Genomic DNA, 21471 nt, shown 5'->3' on the forward strand with positions numbered 1-21471 from the left:
GAGGAGAAGGTTTCCGGCTATACTCACCCGATACCAGGAGAGAGGAGGAGGCCATGGAGAGGGAACACGTCTCCCGCGAGCTCGTACTGGAGTGGGTACGTCAGCGGTTGTGGCACAAGGTGAAGCAGGAACTCGTCTCCTGGCACCCCTCCGACATCGCCGAGTTCCTCGCATCGCTGGAGGAGGAAGAGGCCTCCACCGACGCCCTCATCCTCTTTCTCATGCTGCCCCCCGAACTCAAGGCCGATGTCTTCAGCGAGTTCGACAGCGAGCTGCAGCGCCAGATCCTCGAACGGATCACGAGCGATCAGGTGAAGGAGATCCTCTCCGAGCTCTCCCACGACGACCGTATCGAGCTCCTCGAAAACCTCCCGGGCAACCTCACCCGTCGGGTCCTCAACCTCCTCTCGCCCGACGACAGGTCCATCACCCTCGAGCTCCTGGGGTATCCCGAGGAGAGTGTCGGCCGCCTCATGACCCCCGACTATGTCTCGCTCAAGCCGCACTGGACCATCGAGAAGGCACTCGACCACATCCGCAGGTACGGGAAAGACGCCGAGATCATCAACATGCTCTACGTGATTGACGAGGAGGGGCATCTTTTGGACGACATCCTCCTGCGCAAGGTCATCCTCGCCCCGCCTGACGCCACCGTGGAGTCCATCATGGACTGGCACTACGTGGCGATCAACGCCTATGCCGACCAGGAGGAGGCGGTACGCCTCATCCGTAAGTACGACCTCAACGCCCTCCCCGTGGTGGATGACGACAACATCCTCCTGGGCATCGTCACGGTCGACGACATCATCGACGTGCTCGACGAGGAGACCACCGAGGACGTGCACAAGGAGAGCGCGGTGGTCCCCCTCGAGACGAGCTACACCCAGGCCTCCCCCTTTCTCCTCTACACCAAGCGGGTGGTGTGGCTCTTCTTCCTCGGCATCTCCGGGTTTCTCTCCTCGGGTGTGATCTCCCGGTTCCAGGGCGTGCTCTCCTCGTTCATCAGCCTGAGTCTCTTCATCCCCATGCTCATGGACACCGGGGGGAATACGAGCAGCCAGGCGGCCACCCTGGTGATCAGGGCCCTCGCCGTGGGGGAACTGACCCCGCGGAGGTGGTTCCTGGTGATGAGGAAGGAGCTCCTCGTGGGGCTCCTGTTGGGAGGCTCGCTAGGGCTCGTGCTCGCCACGATAGGGTATCTCTGGACGGGTCACCCCGGGATCGCCCTCACGGTGGGGCTCTCGACCGTGGGGATCGCCCTGTGGGCCAACCTCATCGGAAGCACCCTCCCCCTCCTCTGCACCTGGGTGGGGATAGACCCGGCCCTCATAAGCAGCCCGCTCCTCACCACTATCCTCGACGTGACCGGGCTCCTCATCTACTTCACCATCACCAGCCTCGTCCTGCTCTAGGACTGGTCCTCCGGGGAGACTCCTCGCCAAGGCAGTGTCGCCTCTTCCTCGGCGAGCCCTCTAGGGGTGAGGGTCCGGTAGAAGCAGCTGCGGCGGCCGGTGTGGCAGGCCGTCCCCCTCTCCTGTTCCACCAGGAAGAGCACGGCGTCGTTGTCGCAGTCGATGCGGACTTCCACGATGCGCTGGACGTGTCCCGAGGTCTCCCCCTTCTTCCAGATGCGCCGCCGCGTCCGGGAGTAGTAGTGGGCGTAGCCGGTGGCGAGGGACAGCTCCCAGGCCTCGGGGTCGAGGAAGGCCACCATGAGGACCTCGCCCGTGTGCACTTCCTGGGTCACCACCGGGACGAGCCCCCCCATCTTGGCGAAGTCGAGGAGGTCCCGTGCCTCCTCTGAGAGCCTGCGCCACCGACTCATGCGATGCCTCCACACGCCTGCATCCTCACGAGGGCCTCGTCCAGCCGAAGGGGGCGCCACCTCTCCTCGGTGCGGACGTAGCCGTAGGCCTCCTCCATCACGCGCCTAAAGCCGGCGGAGAGGGCGCGCGCGGTCCGGGCCAGCTCTGGTCTGGAGGCGAAGAAGGCCTCGAGCTCGGGCCTGCCGAAGTGGAGGCCGCCGGTGAGGAATGTCTCGAGGAGGAGCTTTGCCGCGAGGAACCTGCGGAACTTGTCCACCCCGAAGACGAGCGGCCGCTCGATGAGGTCCATCACCTCCCAGGTGATCTGCTCGACCTGGGCGTACCGCCCTGCGTCCTTCTCCTGCTCGGAGACCCTGAGGGGGAGCGTGCGGATGATGTGCTCGAGGTGCGTGGTGAGATAGGTGAGGTCGAAGAGCCCGATGGCGCAGTTGAAGAGGACCGGCCTGCCTTCCTTCTCGAAGGCGGCCACGGCTTCTTTGGGAATGGCCGGGCCTATGTCCCTGCAGGAGAGTACATCGCCCGCACGGACGAGGATCCCGCCCTTCACGTCCACCGGGGTCTTGTAGGAGAACTCGAACGAGGCCTGGGCCCGGGAGAAGGCGGTGTAGGCGAGGGTGCGTGGTTCCACGAAGGCGCCAAGGTTATCCACGTTGGTGAGGTAGACGAAGCGGAACCCTTCCTCGTGGAGCCTTCGGTAGATGCCTTCGAGGACCATGAAGTTCTGACCGTGGCCGCCCGGGAGGGGGAGGAGCTCGCCGTCCTTCCCGTAGGCCCGGGTGAAGATCCGACGCGGGAGTCCCTCCTCGCGGTGGGTGAGGGCCGCCACGAGGGGCTGCTGGGCGGTGAGGGTGGGGTCCACGCGATAGCCGGTGTGGGCGAAGAGCGCTTCGAGGAGGGGATGGCCTCTGAGCTTCTCGAGGTGTGCCATCACCTGGTCGTGGGTGGCGGGGCTGGTCATCTGGAAGAGGGGGAGCACCGTGCCCCTCAAGGGGGTGTGCCACTGCTCTGCCATGCGCCGGTAGAGGGCCACACAGAGGAGCAGGTTGCGTAGGGTGAGGGCCAGGAAGCTCGGCCCGCCCGAGGTGTCCTCCTGGTAGAAGGCGGGGCACGCCCCCTTGGCCGAGCCCTTCACGCGGGGGGCGACCGCCTCGAAGGAGGCGCGGTAGAGCTCGAACAGGTCGGGCTCGAAGGCCCGGTTCCGCGTGAGGTCCGCGTAGCTGGTGGCGGCCCCTCCGTTGAGCACGCCGTAGGCGGTGCGGGGGTAGAGGGCTACGCCCAGGAGGGAGAGCGCCGCATCGTCGAGCACCACCGGGTCTTCCCCCCCGTAGCGATCGATGAGGGATGAGGGGATGCTCAGCTCCTCGGCCCGGGAGAGGAAGGCGGCGCGGGGGAGGGTGAGGGAGAGGGGGCGGGTGGTGTCCACGATGCGTGGGTCGCCGGGCGAGGGGAGCTCGAACGAGGGGGCGGCCTCCGGTTCGGCGGCGTTCACCCGCTCCAGTATCGCGTAGGTGAGATCGGGATCGATCCCGGCCGTGCGCATCTTCTGGATGAGGGCATCGTCCTGCACAGCTCCTCCTTCAGTCATGGATGAGGATCCCCGCGGCGTAGGCTGCACCGTAGAGCGAGATGCTGTAGTCGGTGATGATGTACACCGGGATGCGGGAGAGCACCGCCCGGATGTTGGGTCTGCAGTTCGCCTCGAAGGCCTCCATGAAGGCAGGGCTCTCCAGGAAGAGGGGGAGGTTCTTCGCCGCGATCCCGCCCGCGAGGTAGAGCCCGGCGGTGGGCAGGAAGGTGAGGGCGAAGGCCGCGGCGATGTGCCCGTAGAGGCGGGCGAAGAGCTCCATGGTGCGGCGGCACCCCTCGTGCGAGCTGCGGTGTCGGGCGATGAGGGGGGGGCGGTCTTCAGGGGGGTGGGAGAGGATGGTGCGGGTGGTCTCGTCTTGCTCGATCCGGCCTGTCTCCACCAGGAAGGCGAAGATGTTGGCAATCCCCTGTCCCGAGACCACTGCCTCGGCATCGGGCGTGGGGGCGTAGCGGGAGGCGAGGTAGCGCCGGAGCGCATCCCCGCCTTCATCATCGGCCGGAAAGTCGATGTGCCCCCCCTCGGAGGGATAGGCGTGGAACTCCCCCCTGTCCTCCACGAGGAAGCCCACGCCGAGCCCGGTCCCGGCTCCGATCACCGCCCGCACCACCCCCCTCCTCGGGGGGATGCGTCCGTCGGTGTGGGGTATGGGCACGAGCTTCTCCTCGGCCTGGCTCTCCAGGATGGGTACCCCGTAGCAGATGGCCGAGAAATCGTTGATGACCACCGTCTTCACCCCAAGATCCCTATGTATGGCCTCGCCGTCGATGATCCAGGGGAGGTTCGTGAGGTGACACACGTTCTCCTCCACCGGTCCTGCGCCGGATGCGCACAACCCGTGGATGTGGATCCCTGTCCCGAGAGTCTCCTGGAGGTCCTCTATCACCTGCGAGAGGGCTTCCTCCAGGTTCGCGAGTTCCCTGCTCGCGAACTCCCAGTGGGCGAGCATGGCGAGTCGCCCGCCCTGTTGTTCGAAGAGGGCGATGTTGGTGTTGGTTCCTCCGATGTCGGCCGCGAGAAGCACGGCCCCTGCAGGCGGGTGTTGCGAAAACCATTCTCTCTTCATGGAAAAAATTATGCACACAGGGGAAGAAATTGCAAGGAGGATGACGTACGCCCCTTCACCGTAGTATGGTGGTGCGTGCGTGTACCATACCACATGAGCGGAAAGGAGTGACGTGTATGCTGCATGCGATAGGAGAAAGGGTCCCCCGGATGGACGAGACCGCCTTCGTGGCGTGGAACGCGGAGGTGTGCGGGAGCGTGGAGCTCGGCCCCCATGCCTCCGTGTGGTTCGGCGCCTCGGTCCGGGCCGATATCGCGCCGATCACCATAGGGGCCCATACCAATGTCCAGGACAACGCGAGTGTGCATGTGGACGTGGATCTGCCGGTGGTCATCGGCTCCTACGTCACGATAGGGCACAACGCGGTGATCCACGGGTGCACCATAGGGGACGGATCCCTCATCGGGATGGGCGCCGTGGTCCTCTCGGGCGCGGTCATCGGGGAGGAGAGCCTCGTGGGAGCAGGCGCCCTCGTCACCGAGGGCAAGGAGTTCCCCCCCCGCTCGCTCATCCTGGGGAGCCCGGCCCGCGTGGTGCGCTCCCTCACCGATGAGGAGGTGGCGCGCATCCGTCGGAACGCCCTCCTCTACGCTGAGCTCGCCCGCTCTGCACGGCAGGAGTACCGGGAGGTGTGAGAAGGATACCCCGAAGGAGGAGGGGACGCTCGCTGTCCCTCTGAAAGCCCGGCCTCATGCGAAGAACGAGGAAAGGTGCGGCAGGAGGGCGGAGAGGAGACGCTGTATCCTCCCCCGTGCCGGCTCCATGAACAGGTAGAAGTTCCTGTTGTCCGCATACACGCAGAAGTGGTGAAGACCTTCCACATCGGGCAGCCGCGATGCGAGTTCCTTGAGCCGGTCAGCTGCCTTCTTCCGATCGTAGAGCAGGACGTAGGGCTTTCCCCCACAGGTGATGTGCTCCTCGGTGAGGGCGGCTCTGTTGGGAATGGTGCGAAGGAGTTTCCGGTAGTAGGGTTCGTGCACAAGGTGGCCCTCGCCCAAGAGGGGCCTGTCCGTGAACAACGTGAGGAAGTACCTGTCCCTATGGCCCAGGAGCAGGGAAAAGGGGAGATAGAGGATGGACTGTCTCGGCAGGAGGGTGAAGGTCCCCTTCGCCTCGGTAAACGGTGGTCCAAGACGATAGGTGAAGTGGTACCCTATGGTGCCGCCGATGTTCACATAGTGCGTGTCCTCAGGGGTGAGCACCTCTTCGGTCTCCTGAGCGATGAACCCGCTCATCCACCGGTTCTTCCTCCTCCCCCAGAAGTAGGCCACCGTGGCGGTGATTCCCAGTACGAGGATGGGTATGAAGTAGTTCATGGCTGCTCCTTACGCACGTGGTCGATGATCCGGTCAACCAGCTCCCGTACCGGAAGCCGGTCAGGATCGAGGGCCTCCTCTTCCCTGAAGGGGATCCGCACCACGGGGGTGGTACGGAACGCGTTCCTGATCTTCCGTTCCCACGATTCGTCCGCTTCCCTTGCCTTGTTGTGACACACCACGGCGATGGGTATCCTCAGACCTGTGAGTTCGTCCCTGATGCGGATCGACTCCCTGAGGCTCAGTTCGTCCGGATTCACCACCAGCACCACGGTGCTGCGGGCGAGGAAGAGCTCCCGCAGCGATGCGAGCCTCCGCTGGAGCCCGAGGAGCCTGTGGTAGAGCTGATCTTCTTCTGGTCTACGGGCCCCCCGTACCGGGGCCTCCGGGTCGAGCCTCAGGACGGTCTGCCTCCTCTCGAGGATGGCCGTGCGCAGGCCTTTGAGCCCTTCGAGCCACTTCTCGGAGAGGAAGGGGAGGGCGAGGAATCTGAGGGTGAGGGCTGTGGGCGGGGTATCGAAGACCACGAGGTCGTATTCCTGGTATCGACTCACGATTTCTTTGATGGCCCAGAGCAGGGCATACTCTTCGGTGCCCGGAGAGTAGCGGAGGAGAGAGAAGTAGGAATCGAGGGATGCGACACTCGTATAGGCATAGGTGCTCGCGAGTTCCTTCCTGAGCGAGGCGAGGTACCGGGAGATCCACTTCCCCACGTCTATCTCCATGGCCGAGAGGTGCTCCCCGACCTTCGAGGGTTTCTCCCGCAACGATGTGCCGAGCACGTCCCCCAGGTTGTGGGCGGGGTCGAGGGAGACGGCGAGCACGTCCATGCCTCCCCATGCGGCGCATCCTGCGGCGAAGGCACTGGCGGTGGTGGTCTTTCCCACCCCGCCCTTCCCGAGGAAGAACACGCCCTGTTTCATGCTGCTCCTTTCTAGTCCAGTTCGAGGAGGCTGATGAGGCCTCCCAGCGGATCCTGTGCAAAATCGGCCCGGGAGACCATGGTCCACAGTTCCTCCTCCATGTGGGGGAGGAGTTCAAGGGTGAGGATGGGATTCGGCGAGGGGATGCCGATGAAGCTCCCCAGTACGAGGAGGGCGAAGATGTTCTCCATCTCGGAGAGTTCGAAGAGGAGTATCTCCGTGGCCTTCCTCCTGTGGACCTGTGTGATCGTCTCCTTGAGGGCTGTCCATAGCCTTCGTGCCTTTTCTTTCACACGGCCTCCCCGATCGAGCGAAGAAGGGGGGTCTCGCACGACCCCCCTGTGTGTGAGTGCACCGTGCACCTTATACCGATGCTTCCTGTTCCCGGAAGTGGCGGAAGAATCCGACCATGATCACCACGTTGAGGATGAGCATCACGATGTTGATGGTACCGACGATGATGCCCGTACTCACCTTGAGGGCATTGGTGAAGTCGCCGAAATACGTGGGTACGATGACGATTTCGTACCAGATGAGCCCGACGGTCACCGTGATCCACAGGAAGATGGCCGGGATGAAGACCAGATTGGTATACCTGGGATTGAGCTTCCTCTTCACCCAGACGGTGGCGGTGAGCATGGCGATGGAAGCGAGGAGCTGGTTCGCACCCGAGAAGGCGGGCCAGAGCCTCGTGTAGCCGCCCGAGGAGGCGAGGAGCAGGCCGATGGTCGCCACTACGAAGGAGGCGATCCACTTGTTCTGGAAGATGCTGTAGAGCCCGGGCGAGCGATCCTTGAGCGGGAGGGCGAGCTCGTGGAGGATGTACCGTCCGAGCCTGTTGGTGGTGTCCAGCGTGGTGAGGGCGAAGGAGCTCACCCAGAGGGCCGCAAAAAGCTGCATGAAACTGGCGGAGAAGAGGAAGGGGATGGTGCCGCTCACCATGGCGCCGTAGGACTTCACGAACCTGTCGAGGGGTCCTGCCGCAAGGACCTTCGCGGGATCACCGAACACCTCGTTTCCGAAGGTGGCGATGGAGACGACGACCAGTGTCGAGAGGAACCCCTCGGTGAGCATGCCGCCGTAGCCCACGAAGAGGGCGTCCTTCTCTTCCCTGAGCTGCTTCGAGCTGGTACCCGAGGCCACCAGGGAGTGGAATCCCGAGAGAGCGCCGCAGGCGATCACCAGGGGCACGGTGGGCCAGAAGGGCGAGGGTTGTCCGCCTATCACCTTGGCCGAGAAAGAGGTGAAGACGGGAAGCGAGTCGAAGCTCGAGAACCCGATGAGGGCTGCCACGCCTCCTGCGAGGAGCCCGAAGTAGAGGAGGAAGCTGTTGAGGTAGTCTCTCGGCTGGAGGAGGATGTTCACCGGCAGTGAGGCGGCGATGATGATGTACACGAAGATCACGAGGAACCAGGTGATCTTCGAGGCGGGGATGGAGACCATGGAGCCGAGCCAGAAGGAGACCACGATGAGGGCCGCTCCGATGATGGAGCCGTACCCTATACCCACCTTGGTGCGGTACATGATGAGGCCGGTGAAGATAGCGGCGATACAGAAGAAGAGGAAGGTCGGGAAGAGGTGGGGATTGCTCGCGAATTGCCCTGCTACGATGTCACCGAAGGCCGCGACCACGAGGATACACAGGAAGAGGATGAACCACCCGAAGGCCTTCCCCGCCACCTTGCCGATGAGATCCTGGGCCACGTACTGGACGGATCTCCCGTCGTACCGCACCGAGACGGTGAGCGAGAGGTAGTCGTGGACCGCGCCGATGAAGACGTTCCCGATCCAGATCCACAGAAGCCCCGGGAGCCAGCCCCAGGCCACTGCCATGGCCGGACCGGTGATGGGACCCGCCCCTGCGATGGAGGCGAAGTGGTGCCCGAAGAGCACGTACTTGCTGGTGGGCACGTAGTCCACGCCGTCGTAGAGCCGCTTTGCGGGCGCCTCGGGTGCCTCGTGGGATTTGAGAAGCTTCTTCTGGATGTTACGTCCGTACGAAAAGTAGAAGATGAAGTAGAAAACGAGCGCTCCTAGGACGATCCAGGTACTCATGGACCCCTCCTTTAAACGGATTTTCGCACTATTATAACCCCGATTTCGCGGATTGGTCAAAAAAATATGTGTTTTTCTCTACTTTTAGGTAAGATCTGATAAAAAAATCACTACTCTTTTACCCCTCCGGCCGAGAGTCCTGCCACCAGGCGCTTCTGGATCGCCATGAATATGGGGATCACCGGAAGGGCCGTGAGCACCGAGGCCGCCATGATCCTGTCCCATATCGCGTTTTTCGAATGATACAGGGACCTGAGACCGAAGGGGAGGGTATACAGTCCTTTGTAGGATTTGAGGAACACACTCGCGAAGAGGTATTCGTTCCAGGCGATCATGAAGGCATAGATGAAGACGGTGAAGAGGGCGGGGATCGACATGGGGATGATGATCCGCCATATGGTGCCGAACCGGGAACATCCGTCGATGAGGGCCGCTTCCTCGATGGAGAAGGGGATGGTTCGGAAGTAGTTTCCCAGCATGTAGAGGGACACCGGAAGGGTCTGGACGAGATAGATGATGAGGAGGGCGGCGAGGGTGCCTCCGCTCGTCTGCAACCAGCCCATGCGTACGAAGATCTGGTAGAGGGGGATGAGCAGGAGGATGCCTCCGAACATGTAGACGAAGAGAACCCCGCGCTGGATGAGCCCCCTCCCCCTGTACCTCGTACGCGAGAAGGAATAGGCGCCGAAGGTGGCGATCAGGAGCGAGAGGAGCGCGGCCGACGAGGAGAGGAAGAGGGAGTTGCGGAAGTACTGGAGAAAGGGGAAGACATCGCTCGTATCGCGATACCGGGCGAGGATGGCCCTCTTCTGTGCTTCGGTGAGCTCTTGCTCCTCGAGGAGCCGCCTCACCGACTCGGGGACATTCTTCAGCTCCTGTCCGATGTTGAGGAGCTCGGCGTAGGCCTCGAGGTTGAGCTTCCGGGGGATGAGGGAGGGGTTCCCCCAGTCCCACTGATATTTCAAAGAGGTGGAGATCATCTGGAGGAAGGGGAAGAACGCGAAGAGCACGATCCCCACGACCAGGAGGAAGAACCCCAGGCTCTTCAGGATGTTCCGTTTCCTCACCATTTGAGCACCTTCCTCACGTAGAACAGGATGAAGATGATGAGGATGGAAAACTGTACCACGGCCAGGGCCGCTCCTTTCCCGAGGTCGAGGGTGCCGGTGAACGCGGTGTAGTAGGTGTACACCGAGAGGACCTTCACATTGGGGGCGAGGAGGAATATCTCCTCGAACTTGTTGAAATTCCAGATGAAACGCAGCAGGATCACGGCGCCCATGACGAAGTAGAGCTCGGGGAGGGTCAGGTACCAGAACTTCTGGAGGGCCGAGGCACCGTCTATCTCAGCCGCCTCGTAGAGGTTCTGATCGATGGCCTGGAGCCGTGAGAGGAGCATGAGATAAGTGAAGGGGAAGTTCTTCCAGATGCTGAAGAGTACGGCCACCCATATTCCATTCTTGGGGGAGCCTATGAGGTTGATCCGTTCGGGAAGCAGGCGGAGCTGCTCCACCAGGGTGTGCATCACGATGCCGTTGACGGGGTCGAAGAGGAACTGCCAGGAGAATACCACGGAGATGAGCGGGGCCACGTAGGGAAGGAGGATGAGGCTCCGCACGAGCCCCCGGAGGGGGAATTCCCGGTTCATCACCAGGGCGACCAGGAGGCCCATGAGGGTGGTGCCCAGGGTCGTCCCTATCACGTAGACGATGGTGGTGTAGAAGGCTCCCCAGAACTCCCTGTCGAGGACGATATCGAGGTAGTTCTTGAAGCCGATGAAACGGTTCGCTCCGTAGACATGAACATCAAAGAAGCTCAGATAGATATTGTAGAAGATGGGATAGACGATGAGTCCGGTAATCACGAGAAGCGCGGGGAGGATGAGCCTCCTCCCCAGGAGCGCTTCCCGTTCCTCTATGCGGAGCTCCCGTTTCATGACGATCTGACGATCATGCCGTCGTCACCGGCCTTCCACTATCTCTCTCATCTTCTGTTCTGCCTCACGCATCGCCTGGTCGATGGGGACTCCCTCCTGCGTGATGGCATAGATCATCTGGGGGATGATCTGTTTGCTGAAGATGGTACTGGCCGCCTCTATCCGCCTGCCTTCCACGATGCTGAAGGTCTGGATACTGTTGAGTCCGGAGATGATCTGGGCGAGCTTCTCCTTTCCGAACCGCTTGTACACACCCCGTGGATCCTCGAGGAAGCGGTCTGTCTCCGCGATCCCTTTTATCGTGGGGTTCATGCCGCCGGGAGCCATGTGGAGGTAGGAGACATAGGCGTTCTCGGAAAAGAGGTAGAGGAGGAATGTCTCAACCGCAGAGAGCTGTGCTTCGCTCAGGCCTTTCGTGATGCCCATGGTCACCACCACGCCGTAGCCTGCAGGCTGTGTGTGGGTGATGATGGGTACGAATCCGGTCTTGTTCACGAGCTCGGGATCGAACTCGGCCCCGGTGAGTTCGGGGAAGTTCTCGCCGGTGAGCGAGCCCTGCGCCACTTCGGCGAGGGCGAGGTCGTCCATGATATAGGTGGAGTAGAAGAACATGGCGAGCTTGTTCTGGAAGTAGTAGTCCCTCGCCCTCCATGTCTGGGGACCGGGCGGGGTGTACTTCGCGAGTTCGGCGTAGAACTCGATTGCCTCACGCATCTCGGGGGAATCGAAGACAAGGTTGCCGTCCCTGTCGAAGAGCCTCGCGTTGTTGGAGAGGGCGATGTGGGTGAAACACTGCTCTGCATAGACCTCGGGTTTCGTCCCCACCAGGATGCCGTATTGATTCTCTTCCGGTTTGTAGAAGTATCGGGCTGCCTCGAGCATGTCCTCCCAGGTGGAGGGCGGTTTCAGCCCCGCCTCTTCGAACCAGTCGATCCTGTACCAGAGCCCCTGGACCCACCCGTGGAAGGGAACCGCGTAGTAGGTGCCGCTCCCGTCGTCCACCAGCGTGAGGGCTCCCTCGTAGAACCTGTCCTTGCCCACCTTCTCGATCACACGGGTGCCCGCCGCGGTGTCGAGGAGCCCTTCGGCCCCGAAGGCCACGGCGTTCTCGGCTCCCATCTCCACGAGGCCGGGAAGGGTGCCCGCGGCCGAGGCTGCGTGGATCTGAGTGGGAAGATCGTTCTCCTCCACGGGGATCACGTTGATGGTGATCTCCGGATGGGTGGCCTGGAAGGTATCGACCAGGAGCTGGATCGTGGCCATCCTGTCCGATTGTGTCTGCGAGGTCCAGAACTCGAAGGCCACGGGCTCCTGTGGCTTCCGTGCCTCCTGTTTGCCGCATGCGGTCACGAGAAGGATGAGGCCGATCATGACAAGAAGCGCGTATGGACGTGTTCTCATACGTTCCTCCTTATCCAGATGGGTTCGAAGACTTTTGTACGATCGCTCGAAAAAGCCCTCTATTTCATTATAGAATAAACTATTTTTTTGTCAAATTCCGGGGATGATCCATCCCAGGGAGGTGAGGACGGTATGGATGAGGACCAGGATGCCAAGGAGGATGCGGCCTCGGGGAGTGGTCGTTGTGGGGGCATCGGGGGAGTGGGGGAGGGATGATGCGGTGTGGAGGAGGATGCGGTCGAGGCTCTCCAGGGGGTGGCGGAGGGAGATGCGGTCCCTGGTGGACATAAGGGCGGCGTAGTAGCCGAAGACGCGTGAGAAGTAGGTCCCGAGGCGGCCGGGGAGGGGAAGATCCTTCCGTACCGAGAAGAGGGAGAGGAAGACGAGGCCGCAGAGGGTGAGGCCCTTTTTGAGACCCACCAGGAGGGCTTCCCTTGTCACGGGGAAGGGGCCAAGCTCCAGGAGTACTTGTCCTCTGGGGATGAGGAGCTGGAAGAAGGTGATGCCCCCGACGAAGAGGATGAAGTACCCGGGTTTGAGACGTTTGCCGGAGAGTACCGCCATGAGGGCGAGGATGCCAGTGTGCACGGCCCTGAGGGGGAGGGAGGGTTGGGCGAGGAAGAGCACGAAGACGAGGATCCCGGTGAACAGGGCCTCGACGGGGTGGGTCTCATGCAGGAGGATGGTCCGCAGCGTGTGCATGGAGGCTCCTGTACCAGGTCGAGGATCGTACGAAGGCCAGGGTGAGGAGGCCCACCACCAGGCCGCTCGCCGTGCCCACGATGAGGAAGAGGGGGGCGATGACGAGAGAGGAGGGGCCGAAGATGAACCACACCGAGAGGGCGAGCTGGACGGCGTTGCTCACCAGGGCGCCCATGGTGCTGAGGCCCACGGGGCTCACCGCGGAGCGGAAGAGCCGGAAGAGGGCGTACATGGCAAGGCCGCTCGCCGCAGAACCTCCGAGCGAGAAGAGGAAGACATAGGAGGCGAGGGTCCCGTTCACGAGGGCCTGGCCGGCTGCCTTGGTGAGGATGAGGAGGAGGTAGTAGCGGAAGGGAAGAAGGGGAAGGGCGAGGATGAGCGGGATGTTGGCCAGTCCGAGCCTGAGGTAGGGAAGCGGTTTGGGCACGAGGTACTCGAGGGTGGCGCAGAACATGGAGAGGGCACCCAGGAAGGCGGTGATGTCCATGAGGCGGGAGCGGGAGTGGGTCATATGGTACGAGGGTAGGGGAGGATGGCCTCCGTGTCAATGGAGGATGCCTGTGGCGGATAAATATACAGAAAATAATTGCGCGGTCGCGCTATGCCATGATACAATAGGTACACCACTCCATGTGTCAAGGGGGCTCTCATGAACCTGCGCAGGCCGAATGCCAATGAAGCAACGGCCACGTTCAACCGCTCACGAAGCGTGGTCCCGATGTCCGGGCTCTGCAGCCGGTGCGTGGACGGGTGCCGCGGCGGCTGTGAGGTCTGGCTCGCCTCGTTCCGGGGAAGGGAGGTCCTCTACCCCGGTCCGTTCGGGGAGGTGACCGCGGGGGCCGACAAGGATTACCCCGTGGACTACTCGCACCTCAACATCCAGGGGTATGCGAGCGGGGCGAAAGGGATCGAGAACCCGAGTCCCGATACCGCGATCTTCCCGAACGTGGATACCGAGACCGAGTACGGGTGGTCGAAGAAGGTGAAGATGAGGGTGCCCATCTTCACAGGGGCGCTCGGTTCCACCGACATCGCCCGGATCAACTGGGAACACTTCGCGGTGGGAGCGGCGATCTCCGGGATCACCATCGTGTGCGGGGAGAATGTGTGCGGTGTCGATCCCCAGCTCGAGCTGGACAAGAACGGGAAGGTGAAGCACTCTCCCGAGATGGACCGCCGTATCACCACCTACAGGCGCTACCATGAGGGGTACGGGGAGATACTCGTCCAGATGAACGTGGAGGACACCCGCCTCGGGGTGGCAGAGTACATCCTTGAGAAACATGGGATCAGGACCATCGAGCTCAAGTGGGGGCAGGGGGCCAAGTGTATCGGCGGGGAGATCAGGGTGAAATCCCTGGAGCGTGCCCTCGAGCTCAAACGGCGCGGCTACGTGGTGACCCCCGACCCGGAGAACCCCGCGGTGCAGGCCGCCTACAAGGACGGCGCCATCCGGGAGTTCGAGCGGCACTCCCGCCTAGGGTTCGTGGACAGGGAAAGCTTTTTCGCCGAGGTGGAGCGGCTCCGGAAGCTGGGATTCGAGCGTATCACCCTCAAGACCGGGGCCTATGCCATGACCGAGCTCGCGAAGGCCCTCAGGTGGGGTGCCGAGGCCCACATCGACCTCATCACCATAGACGGTGCACCGGGCGGTACCGGCATGAGCCCCTGGCCCATGATGAACGAGTGGGGCATCCCCACCTTCTACCTCGAGGCCCTCGCCTACGAGTTCGCCGAGAAGCTCTCTGCCAAGGGGCTGCGGGTGCCGGATCTCGCGATCGCAGGCGGGTTCTCTTCTGAGGACGGGGTGTTCAAGGCCATCGCCATGGGTGCGCCTTACGTGAAGGCGGTGTGCATGGGCCGGGCCCTCATGATCCCCGGCATGGTGGGCAAGAATCTCGAGCACTGGGCCAAGAACAACGACCTGCCCAAGACCGTGGCCCAGTACGGTACCACCAAGGAGGAGATCTTCGTCACCTACGAGGAACTCAAGGCCAAGTACGGGAACGAGGTGGACTCCTTCCCGTGGGGTGCGATCGGGATCTACACCTATGCGCAGAAGTTCAAGGTGGGGCTCCAGCAGCTCATGGCGGGAAGCAGGAACTTCACCCTCTCCTCGATCTCCCGGGAGGACCTCGTGGCCCTCACCGAGGAGGCGGCGCGGATTTCCGGAATCCCCTATCTCATGGATGCCTATCGGGAAGAGGCGGAGCGGATCCTGGAGGGGTGAGCGGTTCGAGACGAAGTAAAGGACCTCCCTTTGCGGGAGGCCCCTTTCGTGCCTCGTGAGGGTGAGGGCTCATTCCACGAAGACCCACATATCGTGCGTCTTCGACCGTGGGTCTATGCCCTTCCGCTCGAAGAGCTCGCTTAAGGTCACGAACTCGTATCCCTGAGCGAGGAGCTCGGGGATGATGATGTCGAGGGCTTCCGGCGTGGGGTGAGGCTCGGGCTGGACGTCGTGCATGAGAATGATGGCCCCGTCGCGGACTGCGTCGAGGACGTGTTTCGCCCGCTGCTCGGCGGTGGTGTTCTGTCCCGCCCAGTCGAAGGCGAGGATGCCGCTCGCAAAGGGCAGGTCGATCACCTCGTACATGGTGTCGCTCACCGCGAGGTTGGGCGGCCTGAAGAAGCGGGGGGTGGTGCCGGCGTACTTCTCGATGGCCTTGGTGGTCTTGTCGACCGATTCCTCGATCTCTTCCGGGGGCATGGTGTTCATGCTCTCCCATCCCCATGAGTGGTTGCCGATCTCGCACCCCATCCTCACGATGCGTTCGAGGACCGGCGTGGTGCGTTCGTTCACGAGCTGGCCTATGACGAAGAACGTGGCCTTCACCCCGTATGTCTCGAGTTTGTCGAGGACGCGGGGGGTCATCACCGGATCGGGGCCGTCGTCGAAGGTGAGGGCGACGAGTTTCACCTGCGTACCTCCGGACGTGGGTGTGGCCTCCCTCGGGGCGGGTTGGGTCCCGCATGCCCCGACGAGGAGGACGGCGGCGATACAGACGCCCAGGATCTTCGTGTCCATCATACCTCCTGCATGTAACGCAATTTATAATTCACTTATGAAAGTGTATCATCGAAAGCGGGTGCGGTCAAGGAAAACCGTTGCCTCTCGGGGCCGGTGCTGATAGAGTGCACTCATGCAGATTCGGAACGCACGGCCCCGGAGGAAGGAAGCCCGATCCCTCTTCGGCCGGGGGCTCTTCGCGAGCATCCCCGTGGTAGTCGGTTATCTGCCAGTGGGGATGACCTTCGGGCTTGCGGCCGTGGGCACGGGGTTCCCGGCCTGGACGGCAGTGCTCACCTCCGCCCTCGTCTTCGCCGGGGCGAGCCAGTTCGTGCTGGTCTCCCTGCTCCCTCAGGGACTTCTGCCGGCGGTGGTGCTCCCCCTCTTTCTCAATCTTCGGCACGTGGTCTATACGGGGATCATCGCGAGGCGCATCCCCCTCTCGCGCCCTGCACTCACCCTGGCCGGACTCACCGACGAAGTCTTTGCGGTGGCGCTCCAGGGCCCTGCCGAGGAACGCTTCCTCCAGGGTGTGGCGTTGGGAGCCTACCTCGCGTGGGTGGGCGGGACGGCCCTTGGCGCCTTCGGAGGGGCCGCCCTCCTCGTGGGCTCCCCGATCGAGGGCTCGCTCGTGTTCTCCCTCACCGCGCTCTTCTTCGTGCTCGTCATCCCCTCGGTACAGGAGGGACGGCTCCGGGCGGTGCTCTGGGGGGCCGGGATCGGGTTGGTCTTCCACGTGCTGGGACTCTCGTCGCTGGGGGTGCTCGCGGCCGGGCTCGCCACTCCGCTCGTGCTGAGGAGGAGGCGCTGATGGACCGGTACGGAGCGATCCTCCTGGTGGCGGTGGGCACCTACCTCATCCGCCTGCTCCCGTTCTTCCGGAAGGGTGGCACGGGTGAGGGGATGGAGCGGGTGTTGAAGGACTCGGCTGCGGCGGTGATGGCCGCGCTCTGGATCTCCTCGTTCGTCTCGCTTCCACTCGAGGGGTGGTCCCTCGTGCGTGACGGGCTGGCCCTTCTGGGGGTGGGGGGCTCCTATCTCCTCTGGGGGAGGATGGGGGTCTCGGTCCTCGTAGGGGTGGGACTCCACGCGCTCCTTTCCCTGTGGAGGGGATGAGGGTGCCTGGTCGGGCACCAGCGTCCCCGCGCGTACGGTGTGAAGGGACGCATCCCGGATGGTGAGGGTTTCCTCGGGGAGTCGTGTCATCGGGAGTCCTGGAGCCTCTTCCCCTGAAACAGGGGGGCTTGCCTTCCAGGAAGGGGGGTGATCGTGCTATACTTGAGGCCATGCGTATCGTCGACATCATAGTGAAGAAGCGCGACGGGGGGGAACTCTCGGCGGATGAGATCGCCTCGCTCGTGCGGAGGTATGTGGCGGGCGAGGTGCCGGACTACCAGGTGGCCGCCTGGCTCATGGCGGTGTTCTTCAGGGGTATGGGCCCGCAGGAGGTCTCGGCCCTCACCCGGGAGATGATGAGGTCGGGCAGGGTGCTCTCGTTCCCTGGGATGCGGTGTGTGGACAAGCACTCCACGGGCGGGGTGGGCGACAAGATCTCCCTCCCGCTCGCCCCTGCGGTGGCGGCCTGCGGGGTGCCGGTGCCCATGATGAGCGGGAGGGCCCTGGGGCACACGGGAGGCACGCTGGACAAGATGGAGTCGATCCCGGGCTACAGAACGGGTCTCTCCCCGGAGGAGGTGGAGCGTCTCCTCGGCGAGTGCGGGTATGCGATGTTCGGCCAGACCGAACAGATGGTGCCCGCGGACCGCAAACTCTATGCCCTCAGGGATGTGACGGGCACGGTGGAGTCGATCCCCCTCATCACGGCGAGTATCCTCTCCAAGAAGTGCGCCGAGGGTGCGCAGGGCCTGGTCTTCGACGTGAAGACCGGGAGCGGGGCCTTCATGAAGCGGAGGGAGGACGCCCGTGCCCTCGCCCGGTCGCTGGTGGAGGGGGCGCGGGAGTTGGGGAGGGAGGCGGTGGCCCTTGTGACCGATATGGGTCAACCGCTCGGCCGGATGGTGGGGAACTTCCTGGAGGTGGAGGAGGCGGTGGAGGTGCTCAAGGGGGGCGGGCCTGCGGATGTGCGGGAGTTGGTGTGCGCGTTGGGGGGGGAGATGCTGGTGCTGGGCGGAAAGGCTGGCTCGGTGGAGGAGGGGCGTCGGATGGTAGGCGAGGTGCTGGACGACGGGCGGGCCTACGAGCGTTGGGTGAGGAATGTGGCGGCGCAGGGCGGGGATGTGGAGGAGCTCGAGCGGCGGTTGGGGAGGTGGCGGGCGCCGGTGGTGCGGGAGGTGCGGGCGGTCGAGGAGGGGGTGGTGGGTGCGGTGGATGCGTACCGGGTGGGGCTGGCGGGGGTGGTGCTGGGGGTGGGGAGGAGCAGGGTGGAGGATGCGGTGCTTCCGGATGTGGGGGTGGAGTGTGTGCGGAAGCGGGGGGAGCGTGTGGTGCGCGGGGAGGTGCTCGCGCGGGTGTATGCGCGGGACGAGGCGAGGGCGGAGGAGGCGGCGCGGATGGTGGGGGAGGCGTACCGGGTGGGGGAGGAGACCCCGTCCGGTTCGCTCGTACTGGAACGGATATCGCCATGACATCATGCAGCACGAGGAGGACAGGGCGTGGCACGCTGGCAGAAACCGCCTATTGACAAGAACAGGGTGCTCGGAATCTCCGAGCGGTTCGGACTCGACCTTCTCACCTCCACCATCCTGGTGAGGAGGGGGCTCGACTCACCCGAGGAACTCTCCTTCTTCATGGAACGACACCTCCGATACCTTCACAACCCGTTCCTGTTCGAAGATATGCCCCTTGCTGTGGAACGAGTGATCCAGGCGAAGGAGGAGGGGGAACGTATACTCGTCTTCGGGGACAGGGATGCGGACGGGATCAGCTCCACCGTGCTCCTCACGGAGTTCCTCGAGGAGATGGGTATGGAGGTGGACTGGCGGGTGCCCATGGGCGACGAACAGTACGGCCTCTCCCTCGATGCAGTGGAGGAACACGCCCGGAACGGGGGATCGCTCATCATCACCGTGGACTGCGGTATCTCCAGTGTGCGTGAGATCACGAGAGCCGCCGAGCTCGGTCTCGACGTCATCGTCCTCGACCACCACGAACCCAAGGAGGAACTCCCTCCCGCCTACGCCATCATCGATCCCAAGGTCGAGGGATCCGGGTACCCGTTCCGCGACCTGGCCGGATGCGGCGTGGTGGCGAAGTTCCTCTGGGCCCTCACCTTCGGTCTCTCCGACCACTTCAACCAGGAGGTGAGCCTCCTCAATATACGGCCGGGCAACGAGGCCTACATCGTGGAGGTGATACAGACCGAGAACCTCATAGAGCTCGACAGGGTGCAGGAATCGATCGTACCGGGCATGGTCCCGGTGGACCGCACCAGAATCTACGATCTCATCGCCCAGTCGCCCATCTATGTGTACGATCTGCCGCTCCAGCAGCGGCTTTTCCAGGCTGCGTTCGGCAGAGGAGTGGAACTCCAGGCCTTCGACCTCAAGCCGCTGGTGGAACGCCTCTACCCCTCGTTGAAGGGCAGGAGCCTCCTCAGGTTGAAGGACAGATCCCGGGGCGCCCTCTACAGGGAGAAGCCTCCCGAGGAGATCGACGTGCTCTTCTCCCTCTTTCAGGCCGTACTCATGGAGGAGACCGGGGTGCTCCGCTCCATGGAACGGGTGATGGACCTGGTGGGGTTGGGGACGCTCGCCGATCTCATGCCCCTCAGGAACGAGAACCGAATCTTGGTGAGGGAGGGGCTCGTCCGGCTCTCCGATCCGGAGCGGCCTGGGCTCAGGGCCCTCATGGCACGTCAGAAACTCCTGGGCAAGAAGCTCGCTCCCCGTGACGTGCTCTGGCAGGTGGGGCCTATCATCAACGCCTCGGGGCGGATGGGATCTCCGGACGTGGCGGTGCGTCTCCTCCTCTGCCGGGACCCTGCCGAGGCGGAGGCCCTGGGCGATGAGCTCATCAAGCTCAACGACGAGCGGAAGCGGCTCGGGGAGGACCTGTGGCAGAGGATACAGCCCCAGGCCTACGAGAGTTTCACCCGGTTCAAAGAGAAGTTCGTGCTCGTGTATCACGATGCGGTCCAGCGGGGCGTCACCGGGATCCTCGCGGCCCGGCTCGCCCAGAAGTTCAAGGTACCCGCCGCCATTCTGGCCCCCCTCGAAGAAGAGGGGAGGCTCGTGGGGTCCTTGAGAAGCTTCCAGGGAGTGGGGGTGCTCAATCTTCTCACGGCGTGCGAAGATCTCCTCATGGAGTATGGCGGTCACGACTTCGCCGCAGGATTCTCCCTGCACCCCGAACGCCTGGAGGAATTCATCGAGCGACTCGTCGAGGTGGTGGAGGACCTGGGTCTTCCGCTTCGCGGTGAGGAGCCTCTCACCATCGACGCCGAGATACCGCCCTCATGGATGACGCCCGATATCATGAAGGTGGTGGAGTTCTTCGCCCCGTACGGGGAGCAGAATCCCCCCCTCAGGTTGCTCTACCGGGAGGCCGTGGTCCGTGACATCCAGTTCATCGGCCGCAACGGGCAACCGCACATCAAGTTCCACCTCGCCATGGGAGGTGCCCTCTGGCCTGCCGTGTATTGGGGGGCGTCGGACAAGGTGAACGTGGAGTTTTCCGAGGACGACGAGGTGGATGTGGTATTCACCCCTACGTGGAACACCTATCAGAACCAGGAGACCATCCAGCTCACGGTCGTGGACATGAGGCGATGCGAAGGATCCTGATCGTTCTCTTCGTTGCAGCCCTGCCTCTCCTCGCCGATCCCTCGACCCTCCTCGCCCCCTCGTTCGCACGGGAAGGGGATGTCTACCCGGTGCTGATCACACGGGCATCCGGACCCCTCACGGCCGTACTCGTGTCGGAAGTCGGAAGCGCGCTCGCCGCCTCGCCGCTCTTGCCCCTCGAAGGGACCCGAAGGACCCTCTACGGATTCCTCGCCGTCCCTCCGGGGTACGGCTCCTCGACCGCCTCCCTCATGGTGCGCGATGGGGGAGGGATGGTCCTCATCTCCAGGAGGGTCACCCTGCTTCCCCGCACCTACCGGAAGGAGGAGATCCCCCTCACCCCGGGACTCACGCAGATCCGTACCGATCAATCGGAGCGGAGGATCCGCGAGGCGCGTGAGCTCTCGGATCTCCTCTTCACGGTTTCCCCCGACGCCCCGGGACTTTCCAGCCTCTGGTTCCTCCCGGTGTCCGAGGGGCGCTTCTCGTCCTGGTTCGGTGACGAGCGCCTCTACAGGTATGCGAACGGAGGAACGGACAGTTCGCGTCACACCGGGGTGGACATCGCCGCACCCGAAGGGACACCGGTGCATGTCCCCGCGCGCGCGGTGGTGGTCCTGGTACGCGACAGGATCGTCACGGGCCGGACGGTGGTGCTCCGGCACGGACCCGGCATCTATTCCCTCTACTACCACCTTTCCTCCATCGCGGTCGAGGAGGGAGACGAGGTCGAGCCCGGCGATCTCCTGGGCACGGTGGGATCCACCGGACTTGCCACCGGAGCCCACCTCCACTGGGAGGTGCGGGTGCAGGGCGTGCCTGTGGATCCCCTCGCGCTCGTGGGAGGGAGCCTCCTTGACAAATTGAGGGAACTCCTTATAATGGAGGGACGATCCTAGAGAGAGAGGA

General features: G+C 63.4%; 21 protein-coding genes. 8 read left to right on the top strand and 13 right to left on the bottom strand.

Going from position 1 to position 21471, the window contains the following annotated elements:
- The first annotated feature begins 53 nt into the window (after positions 1–53).
- The gene (mgtE, locus tag STHERM_RS03135) at positions 54–1412 is read left to right on the top strand and encodes a magnesium transporter (RefSeq protein ID WP_013313434.1); all 1359 of its coding nucleotides are present in this window, start codon (positions 54–56) and stop codon (positions 1410–1412) included.
- On the opposite strand, the gene hisI is transcribed toward mgtE, so the two are convergent.
- Genes hisI through STHERM_RS03150 form a run of 3 tightly spaced genes read right to left on the bottom strand, consistent with a single transcriptional unit; the run spans position 1409 to position 4477 of the window.
- Complete coding sequence (gene hisI / locus STHERM_RS03140; protein WP_013313435.1) at positions 1409–1825, bottom strand: phosphoribosyl-AMP cyclohydrolase; 417 nt, start codon at positions 1823–1825, stop codon at positions 1409–1411. The two genes, mgtE and hisI, sit on opposite strands and share 4 nt — an antisense overlap.
- A complete protein-coding gene (locus STHERM_RS03145; protein ID WP_148223856.1) occupies positions 1822–3393 on the bottom strand; it encodes a UTP--glucose-1-phosphate uridylyltransferase in 1572 nt (523 codons plus the stop codon). The genes hisI and STHERM_RS03145 overlap by 4 nt, the downstream gene beginning before the upstream one ends.
- 10 nt (positions 3394–3403) lie before the next feature.
- Positions 3404–4477, bottom strand: a complete 1074-nt coding sequence (locus STHERM_RS03150; protein WP_013313437.1) for a glucokinase — start codon at positions 4475–4477, stop codon at positions 3404–3406.
- A 116-nt stretch (positions 4478–4593) separates the two neighbouring features.
- On the opposite strand from STHERM_RS03150, the gene STHERM_RS03155 reads away from it, so the two are divergent.
- Entirely contained in the window at positions 4594–5112 is a 519-nt protein-coding gene (locus STHERM_RS03155) for a gamma carbonic anhydrase family protein (protein ID WP_013313438.1), read from the top strand.
- 54 nt (positions 5113–5166) lie between these two features.
- Here STHERM_RS03155 and STHERM_RS03160 read toward each other — a convergent pair whose 3' ends face one another.
- From STHERM_RS03160 to STHERM_RS03200, 9 genes are all read right to left on the bottom strand, one after another.
- Positions 5167–5793 (bottom strand): hypothetical protein, encoded by a 627-nt coding sequence (locus STHERM_RS03160; RefSeq protein ID WP_013313439.1) that lies wholly within the window; start codon positions 5791–5793, stop codon positions 5167–5169.
- Positions 5790–6716: an ArsA family ATPase gene (locus tag STHERM_RS03165; protein ID WP_013313440.1), complete on the bottom strand. Its 927-nt coding sequence runs from the start codon at positions 6714–6716 to the stop codon at positions 5790–5792. Before STHERM_RS03165 ends, STHERM_RS03160 begins: the two co-directional genes overlap by 4 nt.
- A gap of 11 nt (positions 6717–6727) precedes the next feature.
- A complete protein-coding gene (locus tag STHERM_RS03170) occupies positions 6728–7009 on the bottom strand; it encodes a hypothetical protein (RefSeq protein WP_013313441.1) in 282 nt (93 codons plus the stop codon).
- A gap of 70 nt (positions 7010–7079) precedes the next feature.
- Positions 7080–8771, bottom strand: a complete 1692-nt coding sequence (locus STHERM_RS03175) for a carbon starvation protein A (RefSeq protein WP_013313442.1) — start codon at positions 8769–8771, stop codon at positions 7080–7082.
- Between the two features lie 110 nt (positions 8772–8881).
- Entirely contained in the window at positions 8882–9841 is a 960-nt protein-coding gene (locus tag STHERM_RS03180) for a carbohydrate ABC transporter permease (RefSeq protein ID WP_013313443.1), read from the bottom strand.
- The gene (locus tag STHERM_RS03185) at positions 9835–10707 is read right to left on the bottom strand and encodes a carbohydrate ABC transporter permease (RefSeq protein ID WP_013313444.1); all 873 of its coding nucleotides are present in this window, start codon (positions 10705–10707) and stop codon (positions 9835–9837) included. The genes STHERM_RS03180 and STHERM_RS03185 overlap by 7 nt, the downstream gene beginning before the upstream one ends.
- Before the next feature lie 24 nt (positions 10708–10731).
- Entirely contained in the window at positions 10732–12108 is a 1377-nt protein-coding gene (locus STHERM_RS03190) for an ABC transporter substrate-binding protein (RefSeq protein ID WP_013313445.1), read from the bottom strand.
- Positions 12109–12198: 90 nt separating this feature from the next.
- Positions 12199–12810: a hypothetical protein gene (locus tag STHERM_RS03195; protein ID WP_013313446.1), complete on the bottom strand. Its 612-nt coding sequence runs from the start codon at positions 12808–12810 to the stop codon at positions 12199–12201.
- Positions 12779–13321 (bottom strand): Gx transporter family protein, encoded by a 543-nt coding sequence (locus STHERM_RS03200; RefSeq protein WP_013313447.1) that lies wholly within the window; start codon positions 13319–13321, stop codon positions 12779–12781. Before STHERM_RS03200 ends, STHERM_RS03195 begins: the two co-directional genes overlap by 32 nt.
- Before the next feature lie 138 nt (positions 13322–13459).
- Between STHERM_RS03200 and STHERM_RS03205 the strand changes: the two genes are divergently transcribed.
- The gene (locus STHERM_RS03205) at positions 13460–15040 is read left to right on the top strand and encodes an FMN-binding glutamate synthase family protein (RefSeq protein WP_013313448.1); all 1581 of its coding nucleotides are present in this window, start codon (positions 13460–13462) and stop codon (positions 15038–15040) included.
- Positions 15041–15109: 69 nt separating this feature from the next.
- Here STHERM_RS03205 and STHERM_RS03210 read toward each other — a convergent pair whose 3' ends face one another.
- Positions 15110–15838 (bottom strand): polysaccharide deacetylase family protein, encoded by a 729-nt coding sequence (locus STHERM_RS03210; RefSeq protein ID WP_148223857.1) that lies wholly within the window; start codon positions 15836–15838, stop codon positions 15110–15112.
- A gap of 115 nt (positions 15839–15953) precedes the next feature.
- Between STHERM_RS03210 and STHERM_RS03215 the strand changes: the two genes are divergently transcribed.
- From STHERM_RS03215 to STHERM_RS03235, 5 genes are all read left to right on the top strand, one after another.
- A complete protein-coding gene (locus tag STHERM_RS03215) occupies positions 15954–16631 on the top strand; it encodes an AzlC family ABC transporter permease (protein ID WP_013313450.1) in 678 nt (225 codons plus the stop codon).
- A complete protein-coding gene (locus STHERM_RS03220) occupies positions 16631–16936 on the top strand; it encodes an AzlD domain-containing protein (RefSeq protein ID WP_013313451.1) in 306 nt (101 codons plus the stop codon). Before STHERM_RS03215 ends, STHERM_RS03220 begins: the two co-directional genes overlap by 1 nt.
- A gap of 170 nt (positions 16937–17106) precedes the next feature.
- Entirely contained in the window at positions 17107–18405 is a 1299-nt protein-coding gene (locus tag STHERM_RS03225) for a thymidine phosphorylase (protein WP_041623193.1), read from the top strand.
- A 27-nt stretch (positions 18406–18432) separates the two neighbouring features.
- Positions 18433–20562 carry a single-stranded-DNA-specific exonuclease RecJ gene (recJ, locus tag STHERM_RS03230; RefSeq protein WP_013313453.1) on the top strand — a complete coding sequence of 710 codons (2130 nt, stop codon included), beginning with the start codon at positions 18433–18435 and terminating at the stop codon, positions 20560–20562.
- Positions 20547–21461 carry a M23 family metallopeptidase gene (locus tag STHERM_RS03235; RefSeq protein ID WP_013313454.1) on the top strand — a complete coding sequence of 305 codons (915 nt, stop codon included), beginning with the start codon at positions 20547–20549 and terminating at the stop codon, positions 21459–21461. Before recJ ends, STHERM_RS03235 begins: the two co-directional genes overlap by 16 nt.
- Positions 21462–21471 lie beyond the last annotated feature (10 nt).

This window comes from Spirochaeta thermophila DSM 6192, assembly GCF_000147075.1.
In the GTDB taxonomy this organism is placed as follows: Bacteria; Spirochaetota; Spirochaetia; order Winmispirales; family Winmispiraceae; genus Winmispira; species Winmispira thermophila_A.

What these genes read in the sequence shown, in the direction of transcription:
- mgtE (WP_013313434.1), top strand. Translation starts at nt 54, where the DNA reads ATGGAGAGGGAACACGTCTCCCGCGAGCTCGTACTGGAGTGGGTACGT.
- hisI (WP_013313435.1), bottom strand. Translation starts at nt 1,825, where the DNA reads ATGAGTCGGTGGCGCAGGCTCTCAGAGGAGGCACGGGACCTCCTCGAC.
- STHERM_RS03150 (WP_013313437.1), bottom strand. Translation starts at nt 4,477, where the DNA reads ATGAAGAGAGAATGGTTTTCGCAACACCCGCCTGCAGGGGCCGTGCTT.
- STHERM_RS03155 (WP_013313438.1), top strand. Translation starts at nt 4,594, where the DNA reads ATGCTGCATGCGATAGGAGAAAGGGTCCCCCGGATGGACGAGACCGCC.
- STHERM_RS03160 (WP_013313439.1), bottom strand. Translation starts at nt 5,793, where the DNA reads ATGAACTACTTCATACCCATCCTCGTACTGGGAATCACCGCCACGGTG.
- STHERM_RS03165 (WP_013313440.1), bottom strand. Translation starts at nt 6,716, where the DNA reads ATGAAACAGGGCGTGTTCTTCCTCGGGAAGGGCGGGGTGGGAAAGACC.
- STHERM_RS03175 (WP_013313442.1), bottom strand. Translation starts at nt 8,771, where the DNA reads ATGAGTACCTGGATCGTCCTAGGAGCGCTCGTTTTCTACTTCATCTTC.
- STHERM_RS03180 (WP_013313443.1), bottom strand. Translation starts at nt 9,841, where the DNA reads ATGGTGAGGAAACGGAACATCCTGAAGAGCCTGGGGTTCTTCCTCCTG.
- STHERM_RS03185 (WP_013313444.1), bottom strand. Translation starts at nt 10,707, where the DNA reads ATGAAACGGGAGCTCCGCATAGAGGAACGGGAAGCGCTCCTGGGGAGG.
- STHERM_RS03190 (WP_013313445.1), bottom strand. Translation starts at nt 12,108, where the DNA reads ATGAGAACACGTCCATACGCGCTTCTTGTCATGATCGGCCTCATCCTT.
- STHERM_RS03195 (WP_013313446.1), bottom strand. Translation starts at nt 12,810, where the DNA reads ATGCACACGCTGCGGACCATCCTCCTGCATGAGACCCACCCCGTCGAG.
- STHERM_RS03200 (WP_013313447.1), bottom strand. Translation starts at nt 13,321, where the DNA reads ATGACCCACTCCCGCTCCCGCCTCATGGACATCACCGCCTTCCTGGGT.
- STHERM_RS03205 (WP_013313448.1), top strand. Translation starts at nt 13,460, where the DNA reads ATGAACCTGCGCAGGCCGAATGCCAATGAAGCAACGGCCACGTTCAAC.
- STHERM_RS03210 (WP_148223857.1), bottom strand. Translation starts at nt 15,838, where the DNA reads ATGGACACGAAGATCCTGGGCGTCTGTATCGCCGCCGTCCTCCTCGTC.
- STHERM_RS03215 (WP_013313450.1), top strand. Translation starts at nt 15,954, where the DNA reads ATGCAGATTCGGAACGCACGGCCCCGGAGGAAGGAAGCCCGATCCCTC.
- STHERM_RS03220 (WP_013313451.1), top strand. Translation starts at nt 16,631, where the DNA reads ATGGACCGGTACGGAGCGATCCTCCTGGTGGCGGTGGGCACCTACCTC.
- STHERM_RS03225 (WP_041623193.1), top strand. Translation starts at nt 17,107, where the DNA reads ATGCGTATCGTCGACATCATAGTGAAGAAGCGCGACGGGGGGGAACTC.
- STHERM_RS03235 (WP_013313454.1), top strand. Translation starts at nt 20,547, where the DNA reads ATGCGAAGGATCCTGATCGTTCTCTTCGTTGCAGCCCTGCCTCTCCTC.